We start from the raw sequence: 20,458 nt of genomic DNA, 5'->3' as shown, positions 1-20,458 counted from the left end.
TACCTCGACTTGCCAATCCTTCTCGCGCAGACTTCGCGGCGGAGGTGCTCATGGCCGATGTTCTGATCCTGACTCATATCGATTATTGCCCGCCAGCCCATCTGGCGCAGGTGCTGCAGGTGCGTGGCTGCAGCTTCGACGTGTTGCGTGTCGATCTGGGTGAACTGCGCGGTTACGACCTGGAGCGACCCAAGGCGGTTGCCGTGATGGGCGGGCCGATGAGCGTCAACGACCCACTGGCCTGGATCGCCGACGAAGTGGCTGCGCTGCAGCGTTTTATCGAGCGCGACATTCCCATCATTGGTCACTGCCTGGGCGGCCAACTGCTGGCCAAGGCACTGGGTGCCACTATCCGCCGTATGCCCTACACCGAGGTCGGTTGGCAGAGTATTCAGCGTCGCTCAGAAACAGCCGATAGCCCCTGGTTGGCGCATTTGCCTGAAGCGTGCAGCATTTTCCAGTGGCATGGCGACACTTTCGCGCTGCCAGACGGCGCCCAGCCCCTGCTGTGCAGCCGCTGGTGCGACAACCAGGCCTTCGCCTGGGGTGACAAGGTGTTGGCGTTGCAGGGCCACCCGGAGATGACCGAAGATTTGATCGCGCTCTGGCTAGACGACTGGGCACACCTGCTCGATGCCAGCCAGAGCAGCCAGCAGAGTATCGCCGAGATGCGTGACGACCTGAGTGGGAAGGTCAGGGCACTGAACCAGGTTGCCGAAGGTTTCTACGCACACTGGCTGAAACTGGCTGAGCTTTGACGTCTCAAAGGAGCGGGTAACAATAACTCTGTTGCCTTTGGCCTGGCAGGAGATCTCTCATCGTTTGGAGATATGGCATCGTCGTGCGGTTAATCGATACATCGCCGTCCCGCGAGAGCCTATTCCCCGCGCGGCGCTGCTCCTACAAGGGTTATTGAACGCCATGCGGTAGGAGCCCCGCCCCGGGGCGAAGCCTTTGCAGTGCCAGGCTCTAAAGCGCGTGAGCGCCGATTTTTCCAGCGCCTACGGGCCCCAATAATTGAAGTAGTAGATGTTGCCGGGCTTGATCTCGATATCGATTTCCCCACCGCACTTGATCGTGCGCGTTCCGGGCATTATCTCCCCGACCTCGTGAAGCTGATGAGGCCAGTGTTCGTCGTCTACCGAGAGCGCTCCACAGCCACCACCGTTATCGTGTTCAATCACTAGATAGGTTTTGCCGTCCGTGGATGGTTGTAGCGGCCTCTGAGTTCATAAATGGCATCCGTATCCGTGAAGGCAATGCTCACCAGCAAAAACTAGTTAGGAGTCACCGCCACCTGGCTTTTAATGTGTTTGGGGGTTATACACCATGTCAGATAATTGCTGGCAATTGGCAATTACGGTGAAAGCGGGGACGGATGGGAACGGCGTAGGGAAGATCGCGAGCAAGCTCGCTCCTACAAAAAGCAGGGCGGGGAGGGGAGGCGCAGCGGTGAGCCGCTGCGCCTTTTGTTTCAGCGGTTGAAGCGTTCGACCAGGGCGTATTGGCCCTGTGCGGTGTTGGTCAGGGCTTCGCTGAGTTTGGCGGTATCGTTGGCTTCGCCGGCGGTCTGGTCGGCCAGTTGGGCGATGGTGGTGATGTTCTGGTTGATCTCGTCGGCGACGGCGCTTTGCTCTTCCGCCGCTGCGGCGATCTGGTTGGCCATGTCGGCGATATTGGCCACCGAGTCGCTGATGCCGGCCAGCGCCTGATCAGCCTGCAGCACGCGCTCGACGCCTTCGTCGGCCTGCTTGCGGCCGATTTCCATAGTCAGCACGGCCTCTTCGGCAGTGCGCTGCAGTTTGGCGATCAGGGCGTGGATCTGTTCGGTGGACTCGGCGGTGCGTTGCGCCAGCGAGCGCACCTCGTCAGCCACTACAGCGAAGCCGCGGCCCATCTCGCCAGCGCGAGCAGCTTCGATGGCGGCATTGAGGGCGAGCAGGTTGGTCTGGTCGGCGATGCCTTTGATCACGTCGACCACGCCGCCGATTTCGCTGCTGTCCTGGGCCAGGCGGGTCACGGTTTCGCCGGTATCGCCTACCGATTGCGACAGGCGCTGGATAGCTTCGCGGGTTTCCGCGGCGATGGTGCGACCTTCGCTGGTCAGGCGGTTGGCTTCCTGGGTGGCGATGGCGGCGCGGGCGACGTTGCTGGCGACTTCCAGGGTGGTGGCGGCCATTTCGTTGACGGCGGTGGCGACCTGCTCGGTCTCGCTGCGCTGGCGCTCGAGGCCGGCCGAGCTGTTGTGCGCCAGCTTGTCGGCTTCACGCGCTTGCAGGGTCAGTTGTTCGGCTGTGTCCTGCAGGCGGGTGAGGCAGGTTTTCAGGCGCGCTTCCTGGCTGAGCATGGCCATTTCCAGGCGTGCTTCGGCGCCGCGGCTGTCGGTGTACATCTGCGCGATCAGCGGGTCAGAGGTGGTTTGCTCGGCAAGGCGCAGCAGGCGTTTGACGCCACGCGTCTGCCAGGCGATGCCGGCCAGGCCCAGCGGCACGGAGAGCACGGCAGCGAGGATGAAGCCCCAGTTGCTGCCCATCCAGTGGCCGATCATGAAGCCGATCTGGCTGACCAGGATGAAGGGCATCCACGCCTGGACGATGGGTAGCCACTGGTTGCTGGCCGGGATGGCTGATTTGCCCGCGTTGATGCGGGCGTACAGCGTTTCGGCGCGGCGTACCTGCTCGGCGGTCGGCTTGACGCGGACGGATTCGTAGCCGACGACCTGGTTGTTTTCGGTGACGGGCGTGACGTAGGCGTTGACCCAATAGTGGTCACCGTTCTTGCTGCGGTTCTTGACGATGCCCATCCACGGGCGGCCCTTTTTCAGGGTCGTCCACATATGCTCGAACACGGCTGCCGGAACGTCCGGATGGCGCACGATGTTGTGTGGCGCGCGCAGCAGTTCTTCACGACTGAAGCCGCTGATGTCGACGAAGGCGTCGTTGCAGTAGGTGATTTGCCCTTTGAGATCGGTGGTGGATATCAGGCGTTGTTGCGCAGGAAAAGTGCGCTCACGCTGAGTGACCGGCTGGTTGTTACGCATGGCAGGTATCCGTCGTTGTAATGCCCTGTCATCGGCCGACGGACGGCAAAGTTGAGGGGTGAGTGCGTTTTGGCGAGTGTAAACGCTTTTTGTGGCCCGCCGTCCATGGCGGCCACCCTGCGGGCCGTCGCGGAGCGACGTCAAAAATTGCTCCCGGCAATTTTTTGACTGACGTCACATTTTTGTCACGGCATGAGCCGTCCTTGGCCCGACGGTGAGGCCCTGCCGCGTGGCGCGGCAGGGCAGGTGCATCAGTTGGCGATCATCTGGCGCAGCACGTAGTGCAGGATGCCGCCAACCTTGAAGTACTCGACCTCGTTGAGGGTGTCGATGCGGCACAGCACTTCGACTTCCTCATGCGTGCCGTCTTCACGGGTGATGATCAGCGTCAGGGGCATCTGCGGGCGCAGTTCCACGCCTTCCAGACCTTCGATGGCCAGCACTTCCTTGCCGGTCAGTTTCAGGCTGGTGCGGTCGGTACCGGGTTTGAACTGCAGCGGCAGCACACCCATGCCCACCAGGTTGGAGCGGTGGATGCGCTCGAAGCTTTCGGCGATCACCGCCTTGACCCCCAGCAGGTTGGTGCCCTTGGCCGCCCAGTCGCGGCTGGAGCCAGTGCCATATTCCTTGCCGGCGATGATCACCAGTGGCGTGCCTTCGGCCTGATAGCGCATGGCGGCGTCGTAGATCGCCAGCTTCTCGCCGCTGGGCACGTGCAGGGTGTTGCCGCCTTCCTCGCCGCCGAGCATTTCGTTGCGGATGCGGATGTTGGCGAAGGTGCCGCGCATCATCACTTCATGGTTGCCGCGGCGCGAGCCGTAGGAGTTGAAGTCGGCCTGGGCCACGCCGTTATCGCGCAGATAGCGCCCGGCCGGGCTGTCGGCCTTGATGTTGCCGGCTGGCGAGATGTGGTCGGTGGTCACCGAGTCGCCAAGCAGGGCGAGGATGCGCGCCTGGCGGATATCGGTGATACGTGGCGGATCGCCGGCGATGTCCTCGAAGAACGGCGGATGCTGGATATAAGTGGAGTCACCTTGCCAGGCGTAGGTATCGGACTTGGGCACGGCAATGGCCTGCCATTTCTCGTCGCCGGTGAAGACTTCGGCGTATTCCTTGCGGAACATGGCGGTGTCGACCTGGGCGATTGCCTGGGTGATCTCGGCCTGGGTCGGCCAGATGTCCTTGAGGTAGACCGGTTGGCCGTCCTTGCCGGTGCCGAGGGCGTCGCGGGTCATGTCGATGCGCACGCTACCGGCCAGGGCATAGGCCACCACCAGGGGGGGCGAGGCCAGCCAGTTGGTTTTCACCAGCGGGTGCACGCGGCCCTCGAAGTTGCGGTTGCCGGAGAGCACCGAAGCGACGGTCAGGTCGGCCTGGGTGATGGCTTTCTCGATGGGCTCGCGCAGCGGCCCGGAGTTGCCGATGCAGGTGGTGCAGCCGTAGCCCACCAGGTTGAAGCCGAGCTTCTCCAGGTAGGGCGTCAGGCCGGCAGCATTGAAGTACTCGGTGACCACCTTGGAGCCGGGGGCCAGCGAGCTCTTCACCCAGGGCTGGCGCTGCAGGCCTTTTTCCACGGCTTTCTTGGCCAGTAGGCCGGCGGCCATCATCACGCTGGGGTTGGACGTGTTGGTGCAGGAGGTGATGGCAGCGATCACCACGGCGCCGTCTTTCAGGCGATGGGTATGGCCGTCGTCCTCATAGTCGATTTCGCCGCTCTGCTTGTTGCCGCCTACGGCGGTACCGCCGCCGCCTTCGCTGAGCAGGCGACCCTCTTCCTTGGCGCTTGGCTTGAGCTGCAGGCCGAGGAAGTCATCGAAGGCCTGGCTGACCTGGCCCAGCGGGACGCGGTCCTGCGGGCGCTTGGGCCCGGCCAGGCTGGCTTCGACACTGCCCATGTCCAGGCTCAGGCTGCCGCTGAACAGCGGCTCATCGCCTGGCTCGCGCCATAGCCCCTGGGCCTTGCTGTAGGCCTCGACCAGTTGCACGGTGGCCTCCGGGCGGCCGGACAGACGCAGGTAGCCGAGAGTGATCTCGTCCACCGGGAAGAAACCGCAGGTGGCGCCGTATTCCGGGGCCATGTTGGCGATGGTGGCGCGGTCGGCCAGCGGCAGGTCGGCCAGGCCGTCGCCGTAGAACTCGACGAATTTGCCCACCACGCCCTTCTTGCGCAGCATCTGGGTGACGGTCAGCACCAGGTCGGTGGCGGTGATTCCTTCCTTCAGCTTGCCGCTGAGCTTGAAGCCAATCACTTCGGGAATCAGCATCGACACCGGCTGGCCAAGCATGGCCGCTTCCGCCTCGATGCCGCCGACGCCCCAGCCGAGCACGCCGAGGCCGTTAATCATGGTGGTGTGCGAGTCGGTACCGACCAGGGTGTCGGGGTAGGCGAGGGTGACGCCGTCTTCCTCCTTGGTCCATACGGTGCGCGCCAGGTACTCGAGGTTGACCTGGTGGCAGATGCCGGTGCCCGGCGGCACCACGCTGAAGTTGTCGAAGGCGTGTTGGCCCCAACGCAGAAAGGCGTAGCGCTCGCCGTTGCGCTGCATTTCCAGCTCGACGTTGTCGTGGAAGGCGCTGGAGGAGGCGTAGCTGTCGACCATCACCGAGTGGTCGATGACCAGGTCCACCGGCGACAGCGGGTTGATCCGCTGCGGGTCGCCGCCGGCCTTGGCCATGGCGTCGCGCATGGCGGCCAGGTCGACCACCGCCGGCACGCCGGTGAAGTCCTGCATCAGCACGCGCGCCGGGCGGTACTGGATCTCGCGGTCGGAGGTGCGCTGGTCGAGCCAGTCGACCATGGCTTGCAGATCCGGCGGCTGCACGGTCTGGCCGTCTTCGTTGCGCAGCAGGTTTTCCAGCAGCACCTTGAGCGACTTGGGCAAGCGGTCAATGTTGCCGAGGCGCTGGGCGGCCTCGGGCAGGCTGAAGTAGTGGTAGGTGGCGTCGCCGACTTTCAGTTCGCGGCGGCAGTTCAGGCTATCGAGGGAGGGCATTGCACATCTCCTTGGGCCCGCACGGTACGGGCTGTATCTGATGGCGGCAGACCTTCAAGCTAGTTCAGCTTGAGCAGTCTGGCTAGGGTCTGTTGCCGTTTCGACGCGAGCTGTGCGCGAAACGGCAACAGACCCTAGCGCATATCCTTTATCGGTTGCTATGCGCTAGCTGTTCTGGGGGGTGGGCCTCATCGAAACGCGATGGCTGGCGGCTCCCTATCTGTGGGCAGCGCATATGTAGCTGGACAGGTTTAGCGGCTCTGGGTTCCGGTCTCGGGTATCATGCGGGCCTCGAGGAGACCCTTTGATGAATACCCTGTTTCTGCATTGCCGCCCCGGTTTCGAAGGGGAGGTTTGCGCCGAGATCACCGACCTCGCCGCACGCCTGGATGTAGCGGGCTACTCCAAGACCAAGCCCGGCAGCGCGTGCGCCGAGTTCGTCTGCAGCGAGGCGGCCGATGCCGAGCGGCTGATGCGCAGCGTGCGTTTCAATCAGCTGATCTTCCCGCGGCAATGGGCGCGCGGGGCCTACGTCATCCTGCCGGAAAGTGACCGTATCAGCGTGTTGCTGGAGGCGCTGGCTGATTACCCGGTGTGCGGCAGCCTGTGGTTGGAAGTGGTGGATACCAACGACGGCAAGGAGCTCTCGACCTTCTGCAAGAAGTTCGAGGCGCCGCTGCGCAAGGCCTTGCTCAAGGCCGGCAAACTGGTGGACGACGCCAGGAAGCCGCGTCTGCTGCTGACCTTCAAGAGCGGCCGTGAGGTGTTCGCCGGCATTGCCGAGGCGGACAACCAGGCGATGTGGCCGATGGGCATTCCGCGCTTGAAGTTCCCGCGCGAGGCGCCGAGCCGCTCCACGCTCAAGCTGGAGGAGGCCTGGCACCATTTCATCCCGCGCGAGCAGTGGGATCAGCGCCTGGCGCCGGGCATGACCGCCGTTGACCTGGGCGCTGCGCCAGGCGGCTGGACCTGGCAACTGGTCAATCGGGAAATCCGCGTTACCGCCGTGGACAACGGGCCGATGGCTGAAAGCCTGATGTACTCCGGCTTCGTCGTGCACCAGCGCGCCGATGGCTTCACCTTTCGCCCGCAGCATCCAGTGCACTGGATGGTCTGCGATATCGTCGAGAAACCGGCGCGCACGGCGGCGATGATCGAAACCTGGCTGGGCGAGGGGTTGTGCCGCGAGGCGGTGGTCAACCTCAAGCTGCCGATGAAGCAGCGTTACGCCGAAGTGCGGCGCCTGCTCGATCGCATTGAGTCGGGGCTGGTCGAGCGGGGCCTGAAGGTCAGCATCGGCTGCAAGCAGCTGTATCACGACCGTGAGGAAGTGACCTGCCATCTGCGTCGGCATGGCAAGTGATGATCTGCGTGTAGGTGACCTGAAGGTCAGCTTTGCGCGACAATGCGCGCCTGTTTGTGGAGCCCCTTATGTCCGAAGCCCTGACCCTCAATCACGATGACCTGCTCGACGCCAGCGGCCTGAATTGCCCTGAGCCGGTGATGATGCTGCACAACAAGGTGCGCGACCTGTCGCCGGGCGGCCTGCTCAAGGTGATCGCTACCGATCCGTCGACCCGTCGTGATATTCCCAAGTTCTGCGTGTTTCTTGGCCACGAGCTGCTCGGCCAGGCCGAGGAAGACGGCACCTACCTGTACTGGATTCGCAAGAAGGCCGATTAGACAGTTATCTCGTAGGGCGGGTGCAACCCGCCAAATAGCGGATGTTGTTGGTCGCGATGGCGGGTTGCACCCGCCCTACGGTTTGCTAGCTTTCGCTGTTCCATCCCGCCTGTCCCGGTGCCAGGCCGCAGCTGTTCAGTAGCGTCTGCCAGGCCTTGACGTGACGCGCCGTGGCGGCGCGGAAATCCTGCCATAACGAATCCTGTTCGCCGGCCAGTCTCTGCAGATGCTCGCGGGTGGCGGTGGGAATACCGTCGATGCGCTGCAGTTGCAGCAGCGTCGCCTGCCACTCCCGGCCGCGTTGGTCGACCTGTGCCAGATAGGGTTGCAGGCTGCCAGCGTAGAACTTGATGAAGATGTTCTGCAGGATGCGCCCGCGTGGCGTCGCCTGGCCCAGTGGGCAGAGTGGGCGATTGTGCTGGCGTTGCTCCAGCAGTTCGCTGCCAACGTCGAGGGTGTGGCGCAGGCTGGCCAGGCTGGTGATCAGCTGGCTGCCCTGTTCGCTGGCATAGAGGGCGAAGAACAGCGGTTCCAGCTGATCGGCACTCGGCGGCAGCTGTGCAGGCAGGGCGGCGCCGATGCTGGCCAGCCGCTGCAATGCGTCCAGCGCGGCGCTGTCTTCCGGCGTGTCCACCGGCAAGGCCTTATCGGCGAAACGCAGGTAGTTCTCGAACTCCGGGCTGCCGTTCAGGGCATTCCAGAATACTGCGGGCAGTTGCTGGCGCTTGTCGTCGGCCAGGCGCTGCAGCGTGTCTTTCAGGCTGGAGCCTTCCTGCAGATGCGGCACGCAGTCATCGATGGCGCGCAGCAGATCGCCTTCATAGCCCAGCCGTTGGCTGGGCATCAGCTGCTTGCCCAGGCTGCTGTTGCGCTGGCTGATCAGCTGCTGCAGGTGCGGACAGCGCCGCGCGTCGATCACCAGATCGAGCAGGCCGATGCGCAGTTCGGGGATATCCGAAAGCCGCTCGCGCCTGGCGGGCAAGCGGTATTGACTGATGCTGCGCTTATCGAGCGAGCTGACGTTCGGTGCATCGAGCGAGCGCTGCAGGCGTTCGAGGTAATCGCTCTGCAGGGCCAGGCCATCGTTGGCCGGGCCGCAGCCAGAGAGCAGAAGGAAGCAGAGGAGCAGGGCAGGTCGAATCATGCGCTCAGTCTAGAGCTGATTTCCTGCCTATCCAATGACTCAGGCGGCCCGGCGAATGCGCTTGCGCGCGCTGCGCGCCAGGCGCACGGTGAGCATCGCGGCGGCGCAGGTCAGCCCGACCACCAGTCCCTGCCACAGGCCACTGGGGCCGCTGGGTTCGCCGAACAGGTCGGACAGCCCCAGCGCATAACCCACCGGCAGGCCGATGCCCCAATAGGCGAACAGGGTCAGCAACATGGTGATGCGCGTGTCCTGGTAGCCACGCAGCGCGCCTGCGGCGGTCACCTGGATGGCATCGGAGAACTGGAACAGCGCCGAATAGACGATCAGCGTTGCCGCCACCGCGATCACCGTCTTGTCCGGGGTGTAGATCTGCGCGATCTGTTCGCGCAGCAGGAACATCAGGCTGGCCGATACGCAGGCGTAGCCCAGCGCCGCCGCCATGCTTACCCCGGCGGCGAAGCGCGCCTCGCGTGGCTGGCCACGCCCCAGCGCTTGGCCGACGCGCACGGTGGCGGCCATGGCCAGTGAGTAAGGGATCATGAACACCATGGAGCTGAAATTGAGCGCGATCTGGTGCCCGGCTACCACAGTGGCGCCGAGGCCGCCGATCAGCAGGGCGATCACCGCGAAGATGCTCGATTCGGCGAATACCGCGATACCGATTGGCACACCGATGCTCAGCAGGCGTTTGATCACTGTCCACTGCGGCCATTCGAAGTGGGTAAACAGCGCGCTGCTGCGGTAGTAGGGCGCCCACTTCACCCATGCCAGCATGCCGATCAGCATGAAACCCATCACCAGGGCGGTCGCCCAGCCGCAGCCAACGCCACCCATGGCCGGCAGGCCGAACTTGCCGTAGATGAAGATGTAGTTGGCCGGGATGTTCAGCAGCAGGCCGATAATGCCCAGCACCATGGCCGGGCGCGTATGACCAAGGCCGTCGCTGAAACAGCGCAGCACGTGATACAGCGCCACAGCCGGGAAACCCAGGGCCACAGCGCGCAAATAGCCCATCGCCGGAGTGATCAGCGCCGGGTCGACATTCATGGTGCGCAGGATGAACTCGGCGTTCCACAGCAGCGCCGCAGCACTACCGCCGACGGCCAGCGCCAGCCAGAGTGCCTGGCGCACCAACGGGCCGATGTCGGCCTCTTCGCCTGCGCCGAAGCGCTGGGCCACCTTGGGTGTGGTGGCCAGCAGGATGCCGGTCATCAACAGGAACACCGGCACCCAGATCGAGTTGCCCAACGCCACCGCAGCCAGATCCTGCGGGCTGACGCGCCCGGCCATCAGCGTGTCGACGAAGCCCATGGCGGTGTGCGCCAACTGAGCGATGATGATGGGGGTGGCCAGGAGCAAGAGGCTGCGCAGCTCCGTGCGCACGCGGCCAAGACGGCTGTCGGTGGACATTTCGACTCTTCGGGATAACAGGAAACCGCGTAGTCTACGCCTTGACGTAGCGGTCAGGAAAGTACGATCTGCCCCTCTGTCTGGCGGCCTGTGGGGCGACGCTGAGGTGTCGGCTGACTTAGAATGGCGACCTGCCCGATGGAGCCTGCCATGCATATCGTCGCCGACGAAAATATTCCCCTGCTCGATGAGTTTTTCTCCGACTTCGGCACCATTCACCGCCTGCCAGGGCGCGCCATCACCGCACAGGACGTGCGCGATGCCGATCTGTTGCTGGTGCGTTCGGTGACCCAGGTGAACCGCGCCTTGCTCGAAGGCAGCCGAGTGCGCTTCGTTGGCACCTGCACTATCGGCACCGACCATCTGGATCTCGATTACTTCGCTGAGGTTGGCATCGTCTGGAGCAGTGCGCCTGGTTGCAACGCCCGTGGCGTGGTGGATTACGTGCTGGGCAGTGTGCTGACTCTGGCCGAGCGCGAGGGCGTCGATCCGGCAGCGCGTGTCTACGGCGTAGTCGGAGCGGGGCAGGTCGGTGGGCGCCTGGTCAATCTGTTGCGTGGTCTCGGTTGGCAGGTGCGGGTGTGTGACCCGCCGCGCCAGGCTGCCGAGGGAGGCGACTTCGACAGCCTGGAGCAGATCATCGACGAATGCGATGTGATCAGCCTGCACACGCCGCTGGATGCTTCGACGCGCCATCTGTTCGATACGACGCGGCTGGCCGCACTCAAACCCGGCACCTGGCTGATCAATGCCAGTCGTGGTGCCGTGGTGGACAACGCTGCGCTGCGCAGCCTGCTGCCACAGCGGCCTGATCTGAAGGTAGTGCTGGACGTCTGGGAAGGCGAGCCGCAGGCCGATGTCGAATTGGCCGCCCTGTGCCAACTGGCGACGCCGCACATTGCCGGCTACAGCCTGGACGGCAAGCTGCGCGGCACGGCGCAGATCTATCAAGCCTGCTGCCGGGCGCTGGGCGTGGCCGAGCAGGTGAGCCTGGCCGATCTGTTGCCGGCGCCCTGGTTGAGCGAGCTGAGCATCGACGGCAGCGCGGACCCGGCCTGGGCCCTGGCCAGCATCTGCCGCGCGGTATACGACCCGCGCCGCGATGATGCCGACTTTCGCCGCAGCCTGGTTGGCGATGCCGATACCCGTCGCGCCGGCTTCGACCGACTGCGCAAGCACTACCCGATGCGCCGCGAGATCGATGGCTTACGCGTACGTATTCAGGGCGATTCAGCGCCGCTGGTCGCGCTGGTACGAGCCCTGGGCGCCACCGTTTCGTAGGGTGGGTTAGCCGCCTGTCACGCTTGCAGAACAGTGTGCTAAGCCCGGTGCGGCGGATGGCCGCCCCGCGATAACCCACCATCGTTGCAACTCGACACACCGCCTGGTGGGTTACGTGGGGCGGCCACCCGAGCGCGCTGGGTTCATCTGCGTTTGGACGCCCTGCATTCGGCGCCGCTGACCCACCCTAGGAGATCGCGTGTATTCGCATGCCTTATTTTGCGTTAATTAAATTGCATGCAATTTAATTGCTCGCTACTTTGTTCGTCGCTTCAAGCCCATTCAGGACGATTCCCCATGAGCAACGCACTTTTCGATATTCCGGTCACCACCATCAAGGGCGAGCAGAAGACCTTGGCCGAATTCGGCGGCAAGGCTGTGCTGGTGGTCAACACCGCCAGCAAATGTGGCTTCACCCCGCAGTACAAAGGGCTGGAAAGCGTCTGGCAGCAATACAAGGACAAAGGGCTGGTAGTGCTCGGTTTCCCCTGCAATCAATTCGGCAAGCAGGAGCCGGGTGACGAGGGCGCGATCTCCGAGTTCTGCGAGCTGAACTTCGGCGTCAGCTTCCCACTGTTCAAGAAGGTCGACGTCAATGGCAGCGATGCTCACCCGCTGTTCGTGCAGTTGAAGAGGCGCGCGCCGGGCCTGCTGGGCAGCCAGGGCATCAAGTGGAACTTCACCAAGTTTCTGATCGGCGAGGACGGCAAGGTGGTCAAGCGCTTCGCTCCGACCACCAAGCCCGAAGAACTGAGCAGCGAGATCGAGGCCCTGCTGAAATGAGTGCTTTCGGCACCGCCGGGCTGCAACTGGACAATCAGCTGTGCTTCAAGCTTTACGCCGCCTCGCGTGCGGTGATCCGCGCCTACAAGCCGATGCTCGATGCCCTCGGTCTGACCTACCCGCAGTACCTGGTGATGCTGGTGCTGTGGGAGTGGCAGGAGCGGGCGCCTGAGCCGCCGACGCTCAAGGCACTCGGGCAACGCCTGCAGCTGGACTCCGGCACCCTGACGCCGCTGCTCAAGCGTCTGGAGCAGCTGGGGCTGGTGCAGCGCCGTCGCGCGCAGACGGATGAGCGCGAGGTGCATCTGGCCCTGAGCGAGGCTGGCAGGGCGCTGCAGGCGCAGGTCCTGCCGCTCAAGGCGCAGTTGCTCTGCCAGTTCGGTGACCAGGATCTGCTGGAAATGGAAAGGCTGCGGCGCAGCCTGGATCGGCTGCTGGCTCGGCTCAGCGATTGACCTCATCGGGCAGCCAGGTGTCGAGCACGACTGCCAGTTCTTCACGGCGGAAGGGTTTGGCCAGGTAATCGTTCATGCCGGCAGCGCGGCAGCGCTCGCGCTCGTCGGACAGTGCATTGGCGGTCAGGGCGACGATGGGCAACTCCAGCCAGCGGCCATTGCTGCGGATGCGTCGGCTGGCTTCGTAGCCATCCATCACCGGCATGTTGCAGTCCATCAGGATCAGATCGATGGGCTCCTGCTCCAGCACCTCCAATGCTTCAGCGCCGTGTGCGGCGACCAGCACCTGGTAGCCGAGCTTGGCCAGCATGCCTTTGGCGACCATCTGGTTGACCGGGTTGTCTTCGACCAGCAGCACGCGCGCTGTGCTTTCTCGCGCAGATCGCGCCTGGGCGCTGTTGTGCAGGTCGCCGTCGTCGCTGTGGAGGATGTGCCGCAGCACCTGTAGCAGGCCATTGCGCGCCAGCGGGCGGGCGATCTGCAGCAGCGGCATGAGACGCTGCGCCTGCTCGTGCGGCAGGAAGTTGCCATAGGCGGTGACCAGCAGTATTGGCGTGCTGATCGCCGGGCGCATACCCAGCAGGCATTCCGGGCAATCACTGATCAGCAGGTCGGCATCCACACCGTGCAGGCTGGCATCGGTATCCAGGCGCTGATAACTCAGGCCCCAGGCTGGCAGCCACTGGCTGAGCATCTGCTGCAGGCCGCTGCTGGCCGGCGTCAGCGCGACGATGCGGCCGTCCAGCACAGGTTGTGAGCCGGCTTGCGCATGGGCGGGTAGCGGCAGTTTGGCGCAGAACTCGCTGCCGAGGCCCTCTTTCGACTGCAGCGTCAGCTTGCCATGCATCGCTTCGCACAGGCGCCGCGTCAGTGCCAGGCCGAGCCCGGTGCCGCCGTACTCACGGGTGATGCCGACTTCGGCCTGGGCGAAGGGCTGGAAGATGCGCGCCTGGGCGTCTTCGGCGATGCCGATGCCGGTATCGCGCACGCGAATGCTGATGCCGTCCTTACAGCAGGCGACGATCAGGTCGACGCGGCCGAAACGGGTGAATTTGAGCGCGTTGGACAGCAGGTTGCTGACGATCTGGCGCACCCGTGTCGGGTCGCCCAGTACCTGGGTCGGCAGTGCCGGGTCGATCAGGCAGGTCAGCTCGACTGCACTGGCGGCGTTCTGTGACAGCAGGCTGGCGGTTTCCTCGGCCAAGGCGCCGAGGTCGAAGGGAATTTCCTCCAGTTCGAGCTGGCCTGCTTCGAATTTGGACAGGTCGAGAATGTCGTTGAGTAGTTCCACCAGCACCTTGCCGGAGTCATGGGCAATGCCCAGCTGCTGGCGCTGCTCGGCGCTGAGTGGGCCGTCCAGAGCCAGCGCAAGCATGCCCAGCAGGCCGTTGAGCGGCGTGCGGATCTCGTGGCTCATGTTGGCGAGAAAGGCCGAGCGCGCCTGCGCCATGTTCAGGGCGGTGGTACGCGCCACCTCCAGTTCGCGGTTGGACTGGCTGAGGCGGGCGTTGGTGGCCTTGAGCTCGGCGGTGCGCGCCGAGACGATATTTTCCAGTTCGTTCAGGTACTGGGTCAGGCGGTCTTCGGCGTTACGCCTTTGTTCGATCTCCTGGGCGATGCTCGACAGTTGGCGGTTGGTGACCTCCACCAGGGTGCCGATCTCGTCGCGCTCGTGGCCTTTGGGGCAGGGCACGGGGCGGTGCTGCGGGTCTTGCGGGTTACGTTCGCTGAGTGCACGAATCACCCCGGTCAGGGGCTTGGTCAGCATGAAATAGAACAGCACCAGCAGGATCAGTGACAGCAGCAGGCTGCGCGCGAAACCGGTGAGCAGAGTCAGCAGCGAACGTCTGAGAAAGTGACTGCCGAAGGCGTAGGTGTCGACTTCCAGGCGCAGAAAGCCCAAGGCTTCGTTGGGGGCATGGCTGACGTGGAGCGGGTCCTGGAACTGCCGCTGGGCCCCGAACAGGCTGTCGCTGAATACCCGATAACGGCTTTCGCTACGTGGACGGCTGACGCTGGCCAGCACCAGGCCGTTGTTGTCGATCAGTTCGGCGCGGGTCACCGCGGGCGAGCGTAGCAGGCCGAGGACCAGCTCCTGCGCCAGTTCCGCGTCGATGTTGTAGGCGATACGGGCGGCGGGATTGTGGCTGATTTCCAGCAGCGCGCGAATCTCGCGGTTGATGGAGGCCTCTTCGCTGGCATAATCGACCGCCACCTGGGTGACGCTCAGCAGCGTACCAAGGATAAACGCCACCAGGACGGTCAGGCCGGCCTGTTTGAACGACAGGCGATTGGTGAGCGAAATGTCCATACAGGCGTGCGTGTTCTCTGATCCTTGGGCGCCTGCCAAGCATACCTGATAGCGACCCTGTACCGGCAGAGCCTGCAGCCTGCGGCTCTGCGCAAAAGGAGTAGTAGATCGTGAATTCCCGGTTACTGGATTTTCTTGCCCGCGCCGAGCAGGTGCTGGAGCGCATCGAGCCCCTGCTACCTGCACTACGTCCGGAGGTGGACTGGAGCAAGTGCGTGGCGACACGCTGGGTACGTGATGGTCGCAGTGGCTACCTGCTGCCACTGGATGTCAGTCTCGACCTGTCGCTGAGCGACCTGCTGGGCGTGGACGCCCAGCGCGAGCAACTGGCGCGCAACACCCGTCAGTTCGTCAGCGGCATGCCGGCCAACCATGCCTTGCTCTGGGGCGCACGTGGCACTGGCAAGTCGTCGCTGGTGCGTGCCCTGCTCGCCGAGCACGCCAAAGCCGGCCTGCGCCTGATCGAGATCGAGCGCGATCATCTGGCCGACCTGCCGCGCGTGGTCGAGCTGCTGGCCGGCTTGCCGCAACGCTTCGTGCTGTTCTGCGACGACCTGTCGTTCGAAGCGGGCGAGGGCGACTACCGGGTACTCAAGAGCGTGCTCGACGGCTCGTTGGAGCAGGCACCGGATAATGTGCTGCTGTACGCCACCTCCAATCGCCGCCATCTGGTCCCCGAGCATCAGAGTGACAACGAGAACTGGAAGAGGGTAGACGGCGAGCTGCACCCCAACGAGGCAGTGGAGGACAAGATCGCGCTGTCCGACCGTTTTGGCCTGTGGCTGTCGTTCTATCCCTTCACTCAGGATCACTTCCTGCTCGTCGTGCGCCACTGGGTAGAGGTGCAGGCGCGTCAGGTCGGGCTCGACTGGAGCTGGGACGAGGCGCTGGAGAAAGCCGCCATTCGCTGGGCGCTGGGTCGTGGTAACCGCAATGGCCGCTGCGCCTATCAATTCGCCCGCCACTGGGTCGGGCTGCAACTGCTGGAGCAACAGGCATGATCGATCTTTCACAGACTGGTGGTGATCTCAATGGTTACCCGCTGCTGAGTGCGCAATTGCAGGCATTGCTTAGCGGCGAGCGCGACTTCATCGCCAATGCCGCGCAGTTTTCCGCCTTCCTGTTTCACGAGCTGGCCGATCTGAACTGGGCCGGCTTCTATCTGGCGAAGGATGGCGAGCTGGTGCTCGGCCCGTTCCAGGGCAAGGTGGCCTGCGTGCGCATCGCCTTCGGTCGTGGTGTCTGCGGCGCCGCGGCTGCCAGCCTGCAAACTCAGCGAGTTGAGGATGTGCATGCCTTCCCAGGACACATTGCCTGTGACAGTGCGTCGAACAGCGAACTGGTGGTGCCGCTGGTCAAGGATGGTCGGCTGATCGGCGTGCTGGATCTGGACAGCCCGTCGGTGGGGCGGTTCACCGAGGTGGATCAGGCCGGTATCGAAGCGCTGGCAGAGATATTCCTGGCCGCCAGCGACTGCTGAATACGCCTTTGGCGATGCGCGGAGACTCGATCTGCTAGGGCGCCGCGCGCACCGCTGGTTTAAGACGTCGTCGAAGCTGATTTCGCAATCGGTGCGCACGGCGCACCCTGTGAAGCGGGCGTGGTCAGCGCTTGGCGCCGATCTTCTCCAGTGTGCGCAGTTCACGCGGCAGCAGTTGCTGTGTGGATGCGCGGGCCTTGATGCGCTCGTAGTGCGCCAGCAGGTTCGGCCAGCGGCCGGCATCCAGGGTTTCCCCGCCGTGCTCCATGTTGATCAGTTGGCTGGCCAGCGCCAGGTCGGCCATGGACAGTTGTTCGCCAAGGAAGTAGGGCGCGTCACCTAACGTGGTCTCGAAATAGTCGAAGTGCTTGGGCAGCTTGTCCTTGAGCGTCTGCTGCACCTTTTCCTCATCGCATGGCTGCCCCATGGTGGCTTTCAGCACGCGGTTGCGAAATACGGTGAAGGTACACAGTGGCGCCAGCTCGTAGTCCGCGTATTTTTCCAGCCAGCGTACCTTGGCGCGTTGCTCCGCACTCTCGCCATATAGCGGCATGTGCTCAGGGTAGCGCTCTTCCAGGTATTGGCAGATGACGCTGGAGTCCGCCAGCTTCAGGTCGCCATCGCGAAAGGCGGGAATCCGGCCTAGCGGATTGAGCTCGCGAAACCAGTCCGGCTGGCCGAAGGGCATGACCACCTCGAGCTCGTAATCCAGGCCCTTTTCGATCAGGCACAGGCAGAGTTTGCGAACGAAGGGAGACAGGGGGGCTCCGTAAACGGTCAGGCTCATTACAGCTCCTATTCGGCGGTCAACGTGGTTGACTAAGTGAAGGCGGTCGTCTGCTCAGTCGTAGATGTTCTTCTTCTTCCAGTCGTCTTCCAGGTCCTTCAGACCTTCGGTCAACTGGCTGGGTTCATCCGCGTTGGGTACGTTGTTGTTGAGCACCAAGGCATTGGCGCGCGCCAATTGCTCTTCGAAACGCTTGAGCTGCGTCTGGTAAGGGGTCGGGTCAGGTTGCTTGCGCAGGTATTGCACGCCGCGTTCGAAGGCCAGGCGGGCCTGGCCGGGTTGATTCTGCTGCATGGCCGTCTGGCCCAGGGTGCTGAAGAACTCGATATGCACCAGTACCAGCATCTGACGAATCTGCTTGAGCCAATGCTTGCCATCGCCCGCGGGTAGCAGGCCGGCCTGAACCGAACCGGTGATCAGGGCATGCAGATTTTCCAGCAGGAAACGCACGTCCTTGGCCTTGGCTTCGTTGGCGATGGGCTGCGGCGGGTTCTTCACGGCAATGGATTCGCCTTGAGCGACCTGGGCCTTGAGCGTGTCGATATCGGTCTTCAGTTTGGTGTTCTGCTTGTCCAGCGGCAGCAGGCGTTCGCTGACTTGCAGCTGCAACTGGCTCAGCAGTAGCTTCAGCTGCGGTGTCATAAGCTGCCCAGGCATGCGTTCGGAGATATCCTGGCAGCGACGAATGCGGTCGAGCAGATCAGCGCGCTGGCGCGCTTTCTCCAGCTTGCTGTTCTCGACGGCGTGGTTGATGTAGGCAATCACCATCAGCAGGGCGATGCCGCCGACGATCAGCATGGTTATCACGAGTGCGGACACTGCTTGGGACCTCTCGAGAATCGACTTTTCGACCGAGTGTAGTGGCTTGGCTGCATGGCTCCTAGTGGCATATCGATTTATGGGCTGAAGTCTTTGATTTTAAAAATTTTTTAGAGAGAGGTTGACGACCCTCGAAAGGCTCCATAGAATGCGCGCCACTTCCAGAGCAATGCTAGAAACAGAGCGAAGGAAGCCGGAAAGTTGCTTGATGTTCCGGGGTGTGTCCCCTTCGTCTAGTGGCCTAGGACACCGCCCTTTCACGGCGGTAACAGGGGTTCGAGTCCCCTAGGGGACGCCACTTCTAAGCTGTAATGCGGGAATAGCTCAGTTGGTAGAGCACGACCTTGCCAAGGTCGGGGTCGCGAGTTCGAGTCTCGTTTCCCGCTCCAAAATTTGGAAATGCTGCTTCGGCAGGATTTCAAACGAAGTTCCAAGGTCCCCTTCGTCTAGTGGCCTAGGACACCGCCCTTTCACGGCGGTAACAGGGGTTCGAGTCCCCTAGGGGACGCCATTTTTGTTGTACCAAGTTGTATTGCGGGAATAGCTCAGTTGGTAGAGCACGACCTTGCCAAGGTCGGGGTCGCGAGTTCGAGTCTCGTTTCCCGCTCCAATTCTTCATCTATAGACGTCCACCAAAGTCTATAGGTTCTTGATTCAACAGGGTTTCAGCCCTGGGGAATGTCTAGCGAAAGCTACTCAATTCCACTGTCAACCACGCCCGATCAGTACACGAAACAGTACATGAAATCCGGGCGGTTGCTGGTGCGGATTGTTTGCTGAGTCACTGCCCCTGAGCACGGTACACCTCTCCTCAACCCGAGAAGGAGGCGTACCCATGGCGTTAACCGATGCCGTCGTCCGGCAGGCCAAGACCACCGGCAAAGACTACACCCTCAACGATACGGACGGCCTGGTGCTGTTCGTCACCGCCCGAGGGGCCAAGAAGTGGCACTTCCGCTTCACTTGGCTGGGCAAGCAACAGCGCGTTGCCGTTGGCAGTTACCCGGAAATGTCCCTCAAGGAGGCGCGCGAGCAGCGCGACGACCTGCGAGCGCAGGTTGCCCGTGGCGTTGATCCGCGTGTTCACCGTCTGCAGGTCAAAGCGGCGGAGCTGGCCGCCCCCCTGAACACCTTTGCATCTGTCTTCAAGGCCTGGCGCGACTTCAAGGCGCTGAGCCTGAAAACCGGCCGCCAGAGCACCTTGTCGCAGATCGACCGCATTTTTGCCAAGGACGTGCTGCCCTGGCTGGGCAAGCTGTCCATCTTCGATATCGACAATCCGCACCTGCTGGATGTACTGCGTCGCATTGAGCGGCGCAAGGCGTTCACTACCGCCGAGAAGGTGCGCATCTGGTTCAATCAGTTGTTCCGCTATGCGATGGTCGAAAAGGGTCTGCGCTACAACCCGGCCAGCGACCTCGATATCGTGGCCGCACCCAAACCGCCCGTATCGCACAACCCGTTTCTGCGCATGGACGAGCTGCCGGCCTTCCTGCAGACCTTGCGCAATTATGGCGGCCAGGAAGTCACCAGGATGGGCCTGCGCCTGTTGCTGCTGACCGGCGTGCGTACTGGGGAGCTGCGCCAGGCGGTGCCCGAGCAGTTCGACCTGGAGCGTGGGCTGTGGATCATCCCGCCCGTTATCGTCAAGCAGTTACAGGTCAAGCTGCGCCGAGAAGGCAAAACCATTCCGCCCTACATCGTGCCGCTGCCCCAGCAGGCCATCGACATCGTGCGTGTGCTGCTCGACGAGCACGCCCGTCGCCCCGCGCAGCACTACCTGCTGTCGCATCGCAGCCGCCTCAAGGAACGCATCAGTGAAAACACGCTCAATGGCGCACTGCATCGCATGGGTTATGCCGACCTGCTGACCGGGCATGGTATCCGTGCGACGATCTCCACGGCGCTCAATGAACTGGGCTACCCGAAGGAATGGATCGAGGTGCAGTTGTCACATGCCGACCCCAACAAGATCCGCGCGGCCTACAACCATGCGGACTATGTGGAGCAGCGCCGGATGATGATGCAGGACTGGGCCGACCGGCTCGATGCCTGCGAGCGTGGCGAGCCGATCGCTCAGCCTGTGCTCCCGCAGGCGGCGCCGCACAGCATGGCGGGGATCGAAAGCTATCTGCGTCTGCTGGCGCAGGGGCGTTTGCCGCAGCCGGTGGACGGCGTGCTGCAGCGTCATATCGTGGGCTGATGCAGGGGCTTCGGGGTGGCTTGCCAGTGGCATGGAAATCTGGTAATCGGATTTCGCTTGATGTAC

At 63.2% G+C, this 20,458-nt stretch carries 15 protein-coding genes, 4 tRNA genes and 1 pseudogene; 13 read left to right on the top strand and 7 right to left on the bottom strand.

Going from position 1 to position 20,458, the window contains the following annotated elements; genetic code table 11:
* Positions 1–50: 50 nt before the first annotated feature.
* A complete protein-coding gene (locus N5J71_RS08245) occupies positions 51–758 on the top strand; it encodes a type 1 glutamine amidotransferase (RefSeq protein ID WP_279916649.1) in 708 nt (235 codons plus the stop codon).
* 716 nt (positions 759–1,474) lie between these two features.
* Here N5J71_RS08245 and N5J71_RS08240 read toward each other — a convergent pair.
* Positions 1,475–3,040 carry a methyl-accepting chemotaxis protein gene (locus N5J71_RS08240; protein ID WP_279916648.1) on the bottom strand — a complete coding sequence of 522 codons (1,566 nt, stop codon included), beginning with the start codon at positions 3,038–3,040 and terminating at the stop codon, positions 1,475–1,477.
* A gap of 251 nt (positions 3,041–3,291) precedes the next feature.
* Positions 3,292–6,033 (bottom strand): aconitate hydratase AcnA, encoded by a 2,742-nt coding sequence (acnA, locus tag N5J71_RS08235; RefSeq protein WP_279916647.1) that lies wholly within the window; start codon positions 6,031–6,033, stop codon positions 3,292–3,294.
* Positions 6,034–6,340: 307 nt separating this feature from the next.
* On the opposite strand from acnA, the gene rlmM reads away from it, so the two are divergent.
* Together rlmM and tusA are read left to right on the top strand one after the other, a co-directional pair.
* Complete coding sequence (rlmM, locus tag N5J71_RS08230; RefSeq protein WP_279916645.1) at positions 6,341–7,396, top strand: 23S rRNA (cytidine(2498)-2'-O)-methyltransferase RlmM; 1,056 nt, start codon at positions 6,341–6,343, stop codon at positions 7,394–7,396.
* A 68-nt stretch (positions 7,397–7,464) separates the two neighbouring features.
* Entirely contained in the window at positions 7,465–7,716 is a 252-nt protein-coding gene (gene tusA / locus N5J71_RS08225; RefSeq protein WP_003460892.1) for a sulfurtransferase TusA, read from the top strand.
* Positions 7,717–7,801: 85 nt separating this feature from the next.
* On the opposite strand, the gene N5J71_RS08220 is transcribed toward tusA, so the two are convergent.
* Together N5J71_RS08220 and N5J71_RS08215 are read right to left on the bottom strand one after the other, a co-directional pair.
* Positions 7,802–8,860, bottom strand: coding sequence for a DUF3080 domain-containing protein (locus N5J71_RS08220; protein ID WP_257597470.1), 1,059 nt, complete (start codon positions 8,858–8,860; stop codon positions 7,802–7,804).
* Positions 8,861–8,899: 39 nt separating this feature from the next.
* Positions 8,900–10,273 (bottom strand): MATE family efflux transporter, encoded by a 1,374-nt coding sequence (locus tag N5J71_RS08215; RefSeq protein ID WP_279916644.1) that lies wholly within the window; start codon positions 10,271–10,273, stop codon positions 8,900–8,902.
* Between the two features lie 150 nt (positions 10,274–10,423).
* On the opposite strand from N5J71_RS08215, the gene pdxB reads away from it, so the two are divergent.
* The 3 genes from pdxB (at position 10,424) to N5J71_RS08200 (ending at position 12,792) form a co-directional block, all read left to right on the top strand.
* Positions 10,424–11,554, top strand: coding sequence for a 4-phosphoerythronate dehydrogenase PdxB (gene pdxB / locus N5J71_RS08210; protein WP_279916643.1), 1,131 nt, complete (start codon positions 10,424–10,426; stop codon positions 11,552–11,554).
* Between the two features lie 297 nt (positions 11,555–11,851).
* Positions 11,852–12,337, top strand: a complete 486-nt coding sequence (locus tag N5J71_RS08205; RefSeq protein WP_084342345.1) for a glutathione peroxidase — start codon at positions 11,852–11,854, stop codon at positions 12,335–12,337.
* A complete protein-coding gene (locus N5J71_RS08200) occupies positions 12,334–12,792 on the top strand; it encodes a MarR family winged helix-turn-helix transcriptional regulator (protein ID WP_074857943.1) in 459 nt (152 codons plus the stop codon). The genes N5J71_RS08205 and N5J71_RS08200 overlap by 4 nt, the downstream gene beginning before the upstream one ends.
* Here the strand turns inward: N5J71_RS08200 and N5J71_RS08195 are convergent.
* Complete coding sequence (locus N5J71_RS08195; RefSeq protein ID WP_074857947.1) at positions 12,782–15,103, bottom strand: response regulator; 2,322 nt, start codon at positions 15,101–15,103, stop codon at positions 12,782–12,784. The two genes, N5J71_RS08200 and N5J71_RS08195, sit on opposite strands and share 11 nt — an antisense overlap.
* Before the next feature lie 110 nt (positions 15,104–15,213).
* Between N5J71_RS08195 and N5J71_RS08190 the strand changes: the two genes are divergently transcribed.
* Both N5J71_RS08190 and N5J71_RS08185 read left to right on the top strand, forming a co-directional pair.
* Positions 15,214–16,104 (top strand): ATP-binding protein, encoded by an 891-nt coding sequence (locus tag N5J71_RS08190; protein WP_003460900.1) that lies wholly within the window; start codon positions 15,214–15,216, stop codon positions 16,102–16,104.
* On the top strand, positions 16,101–16,583 hold the full coding sequence (locus tag N5J71_RS08185) for a free L-methionine (R)-S-oxide reductase MsrC (RefSeq protein ID WP_257597467.1): 483 nt from the start codon (positions 16,101–16,103) through the stop codon (positions 16,581–16,583). The genes N5J71_RS08190 and N5J71_RS08185 overlap by 4 nt, the downstream gene beginning before the upstream one ends.
* Positions 16,584–16,707: 124 nt before the next feature.
* Here N5J71_RS08185 and N5J71_RS08180 read toward each other — a convergent pair whose 3' ends face one another.
* On the bottom strand, positions 16,708–17,370 hold the full coding sequence (locus N5J71_RS08180) for a glutathione S-transferase family protein (RefSeq protein ID WP_003460902.1): 663 nt from the start codon (positions 17,368–17,370) through the stop codon (positions 16,708–16,710).
* Positions 17,371–17,424: 54 nt separating this feature from the next.
* Entirely contained in the window at positions 17,425–18,168 is a 744-nt protein-coding gene (locus N5J71_RS08175; protein ID WP_003460903.1) for a hypothetical protein, read from the bottom strand.
* Positions 18,169–18,411: 243 nt separating this feature from the next.
* Here N5J71_RS08175 and N5J71_RS08170 point away from each other — a divergent pair.
* The 5 genes and pseudogenes from N5J71_RS08170 to N5J71_RS08150 all read left to right on the top strand — a co-directional run.
* Positions 18,412–18,487: transfer RNA gene (locus N5J71_RS08170), tRNA-Glu, on the top strand.
* A gap of 15 nt (positions 18,488–18,502) precedes the next feature.
* Positions 18,503–18,578: transfer RNA gene (locus tag N5J71_RS08165), tRNA-Gly, on the top strand.
* A gap of 46 nt (positions 18,579–18,624) precedes the next feature.
* Positions 18,625–18,700: transfer RNA gene (locus tag N5J71_RS08160), tRNA-Glu, on the top strand.
* 23 nt (positions 18,701–18,723) lie between these two features.
* A tRNA-Gly gene (locus N5J71_RS08155) sits at positions 18,724–18,799 on the top strand.
* Between the two features lie 225 nt (positions 18,800–19,024).
* Positions 19,025–20,257, top strand: a pseudogene (locus N5J71_RS08150) (tyrosine-type recombinase/integrase); the annotation flags it as partial.
* Positions 20,258–20,458 lie beyond the last annotated feature (201 nt).

This window comes from Ectopseudomonas oleovorans, assembly GCF_029845265.1.
GTDB classification, from domain to species: domain Bacteria; phylum Pseudomonadota; class Gammaproteobacteria; order Pseudomonadales; family Pseudomonadaceae; genus Aquipseudomonas; species Aquipseudomonas oleovorans.
The sequence above is the reverse complement of the archived record's forward strand: the minus strand, read 5'-3'. Positions and strand labels throughout refer to the sequence as shown.

Excerpts from the sequence above, each read along its gene's own strand:
- N5J71_RS08245 (WP_279916649.1), top strand. The coding sequence starts at position 51 with ATGGCCGATGTTCTGATCCTGACTCATATCGATTATTGCCCGCCAGCC.
- N5J71_RS08240 (WP_279916648.1), bottom strand. The coding sequence starts at position 3,040 with ATGCGTAACAACCAGCCGGTCACTCAGCGTGAGCGCACTTTTCCTGCG.
- acnA (WP_279916647.1), bottom strand. The coding sequence starts at position 6,033 with ATGCCCTCCCTCGATAGCCTGAACTGCCGCCGCGAACTGAAAGTCGGC.
- rlmM (WP_279916645.1), top strand. The coding sequence starts at position 6,341 with ATGAATACCCTGTTTCTGCATTGCCGCCCCGGTTTCGAAGGGGAGGTT.
- tusA (WP_003460892.1), top strand. The coding sequence starts at position 7,465 with ATGTCCGAAGCCCTGACCCTCAATCACGATGACCTGCTCGACGCCAGC.
- N5J71_RS08220 (WP_257597470.1), bottom strand. The coding sequence starts at position 8,860 with ATGATTCGACCTGCCCTGCTCCTCTGCTTCCTTCTGCTCTCTGGCTGC.
- N5J71_RS08215 (WP_279916644.1), bottom strand. The coding sequence starts at position 10,273 with ATGTCCACCGACAGCCGTCTTGGCCGCGTGCGCACGGAGCTGCGCAGC.
- pdxB (WP_279916643.1), top strand. The coding sequence starts at position 10,424 with ATGCATATCGTCGCCGACGAAAATATTCCCCTGCTCGATGAGTTTTTC.
- N5J71_RS08205 (WP_084342345.1), top strand. The coding sequence starts at position 11,852 with ATGAGCAACGCACTTTTCGATATTCCGGTCACCACCATCAAGGGCGAG.
- N5J71_RS08200 (WP_074857943.1), top strand. The coding sequence starts at position 12,334 with ATGAGTGCTTTCGGCACCGCCGGGCTGCAACTGGACAATCAGCTGTGC.
- N5J71_RS08195 (WP_074857947.1), bottom strand. The coding sequence starts at position 15,103 with ATGGACATTTCGCTCACCAATCGCCTGTCGTTCAAACAGGCCGGCCTG.
- N5J71_RS08185 (WP_257597467.1), top strand. The coding sequence starts at position 16,101 with ATGATCGATCTTTCACAGACTGGTGGTGATCTCAATGGTTACCCGCTG.
- N5J71_RS08180 (WP_003460902.1), bottom strand. The coding sequence starts at position 17,370 with ATGAGCCTGACCGTTTACGGAGCCCCCCTGTCTCCCTTCGTTCGCAAA.
- N5J71_RS08175 (WP_003460903.1), bottom strand. The coding sequence starts at position 18,168 with ATGCTGATCGTCGGCGGCATCGCCCTGCTGATGGTGATTGCCTACATC.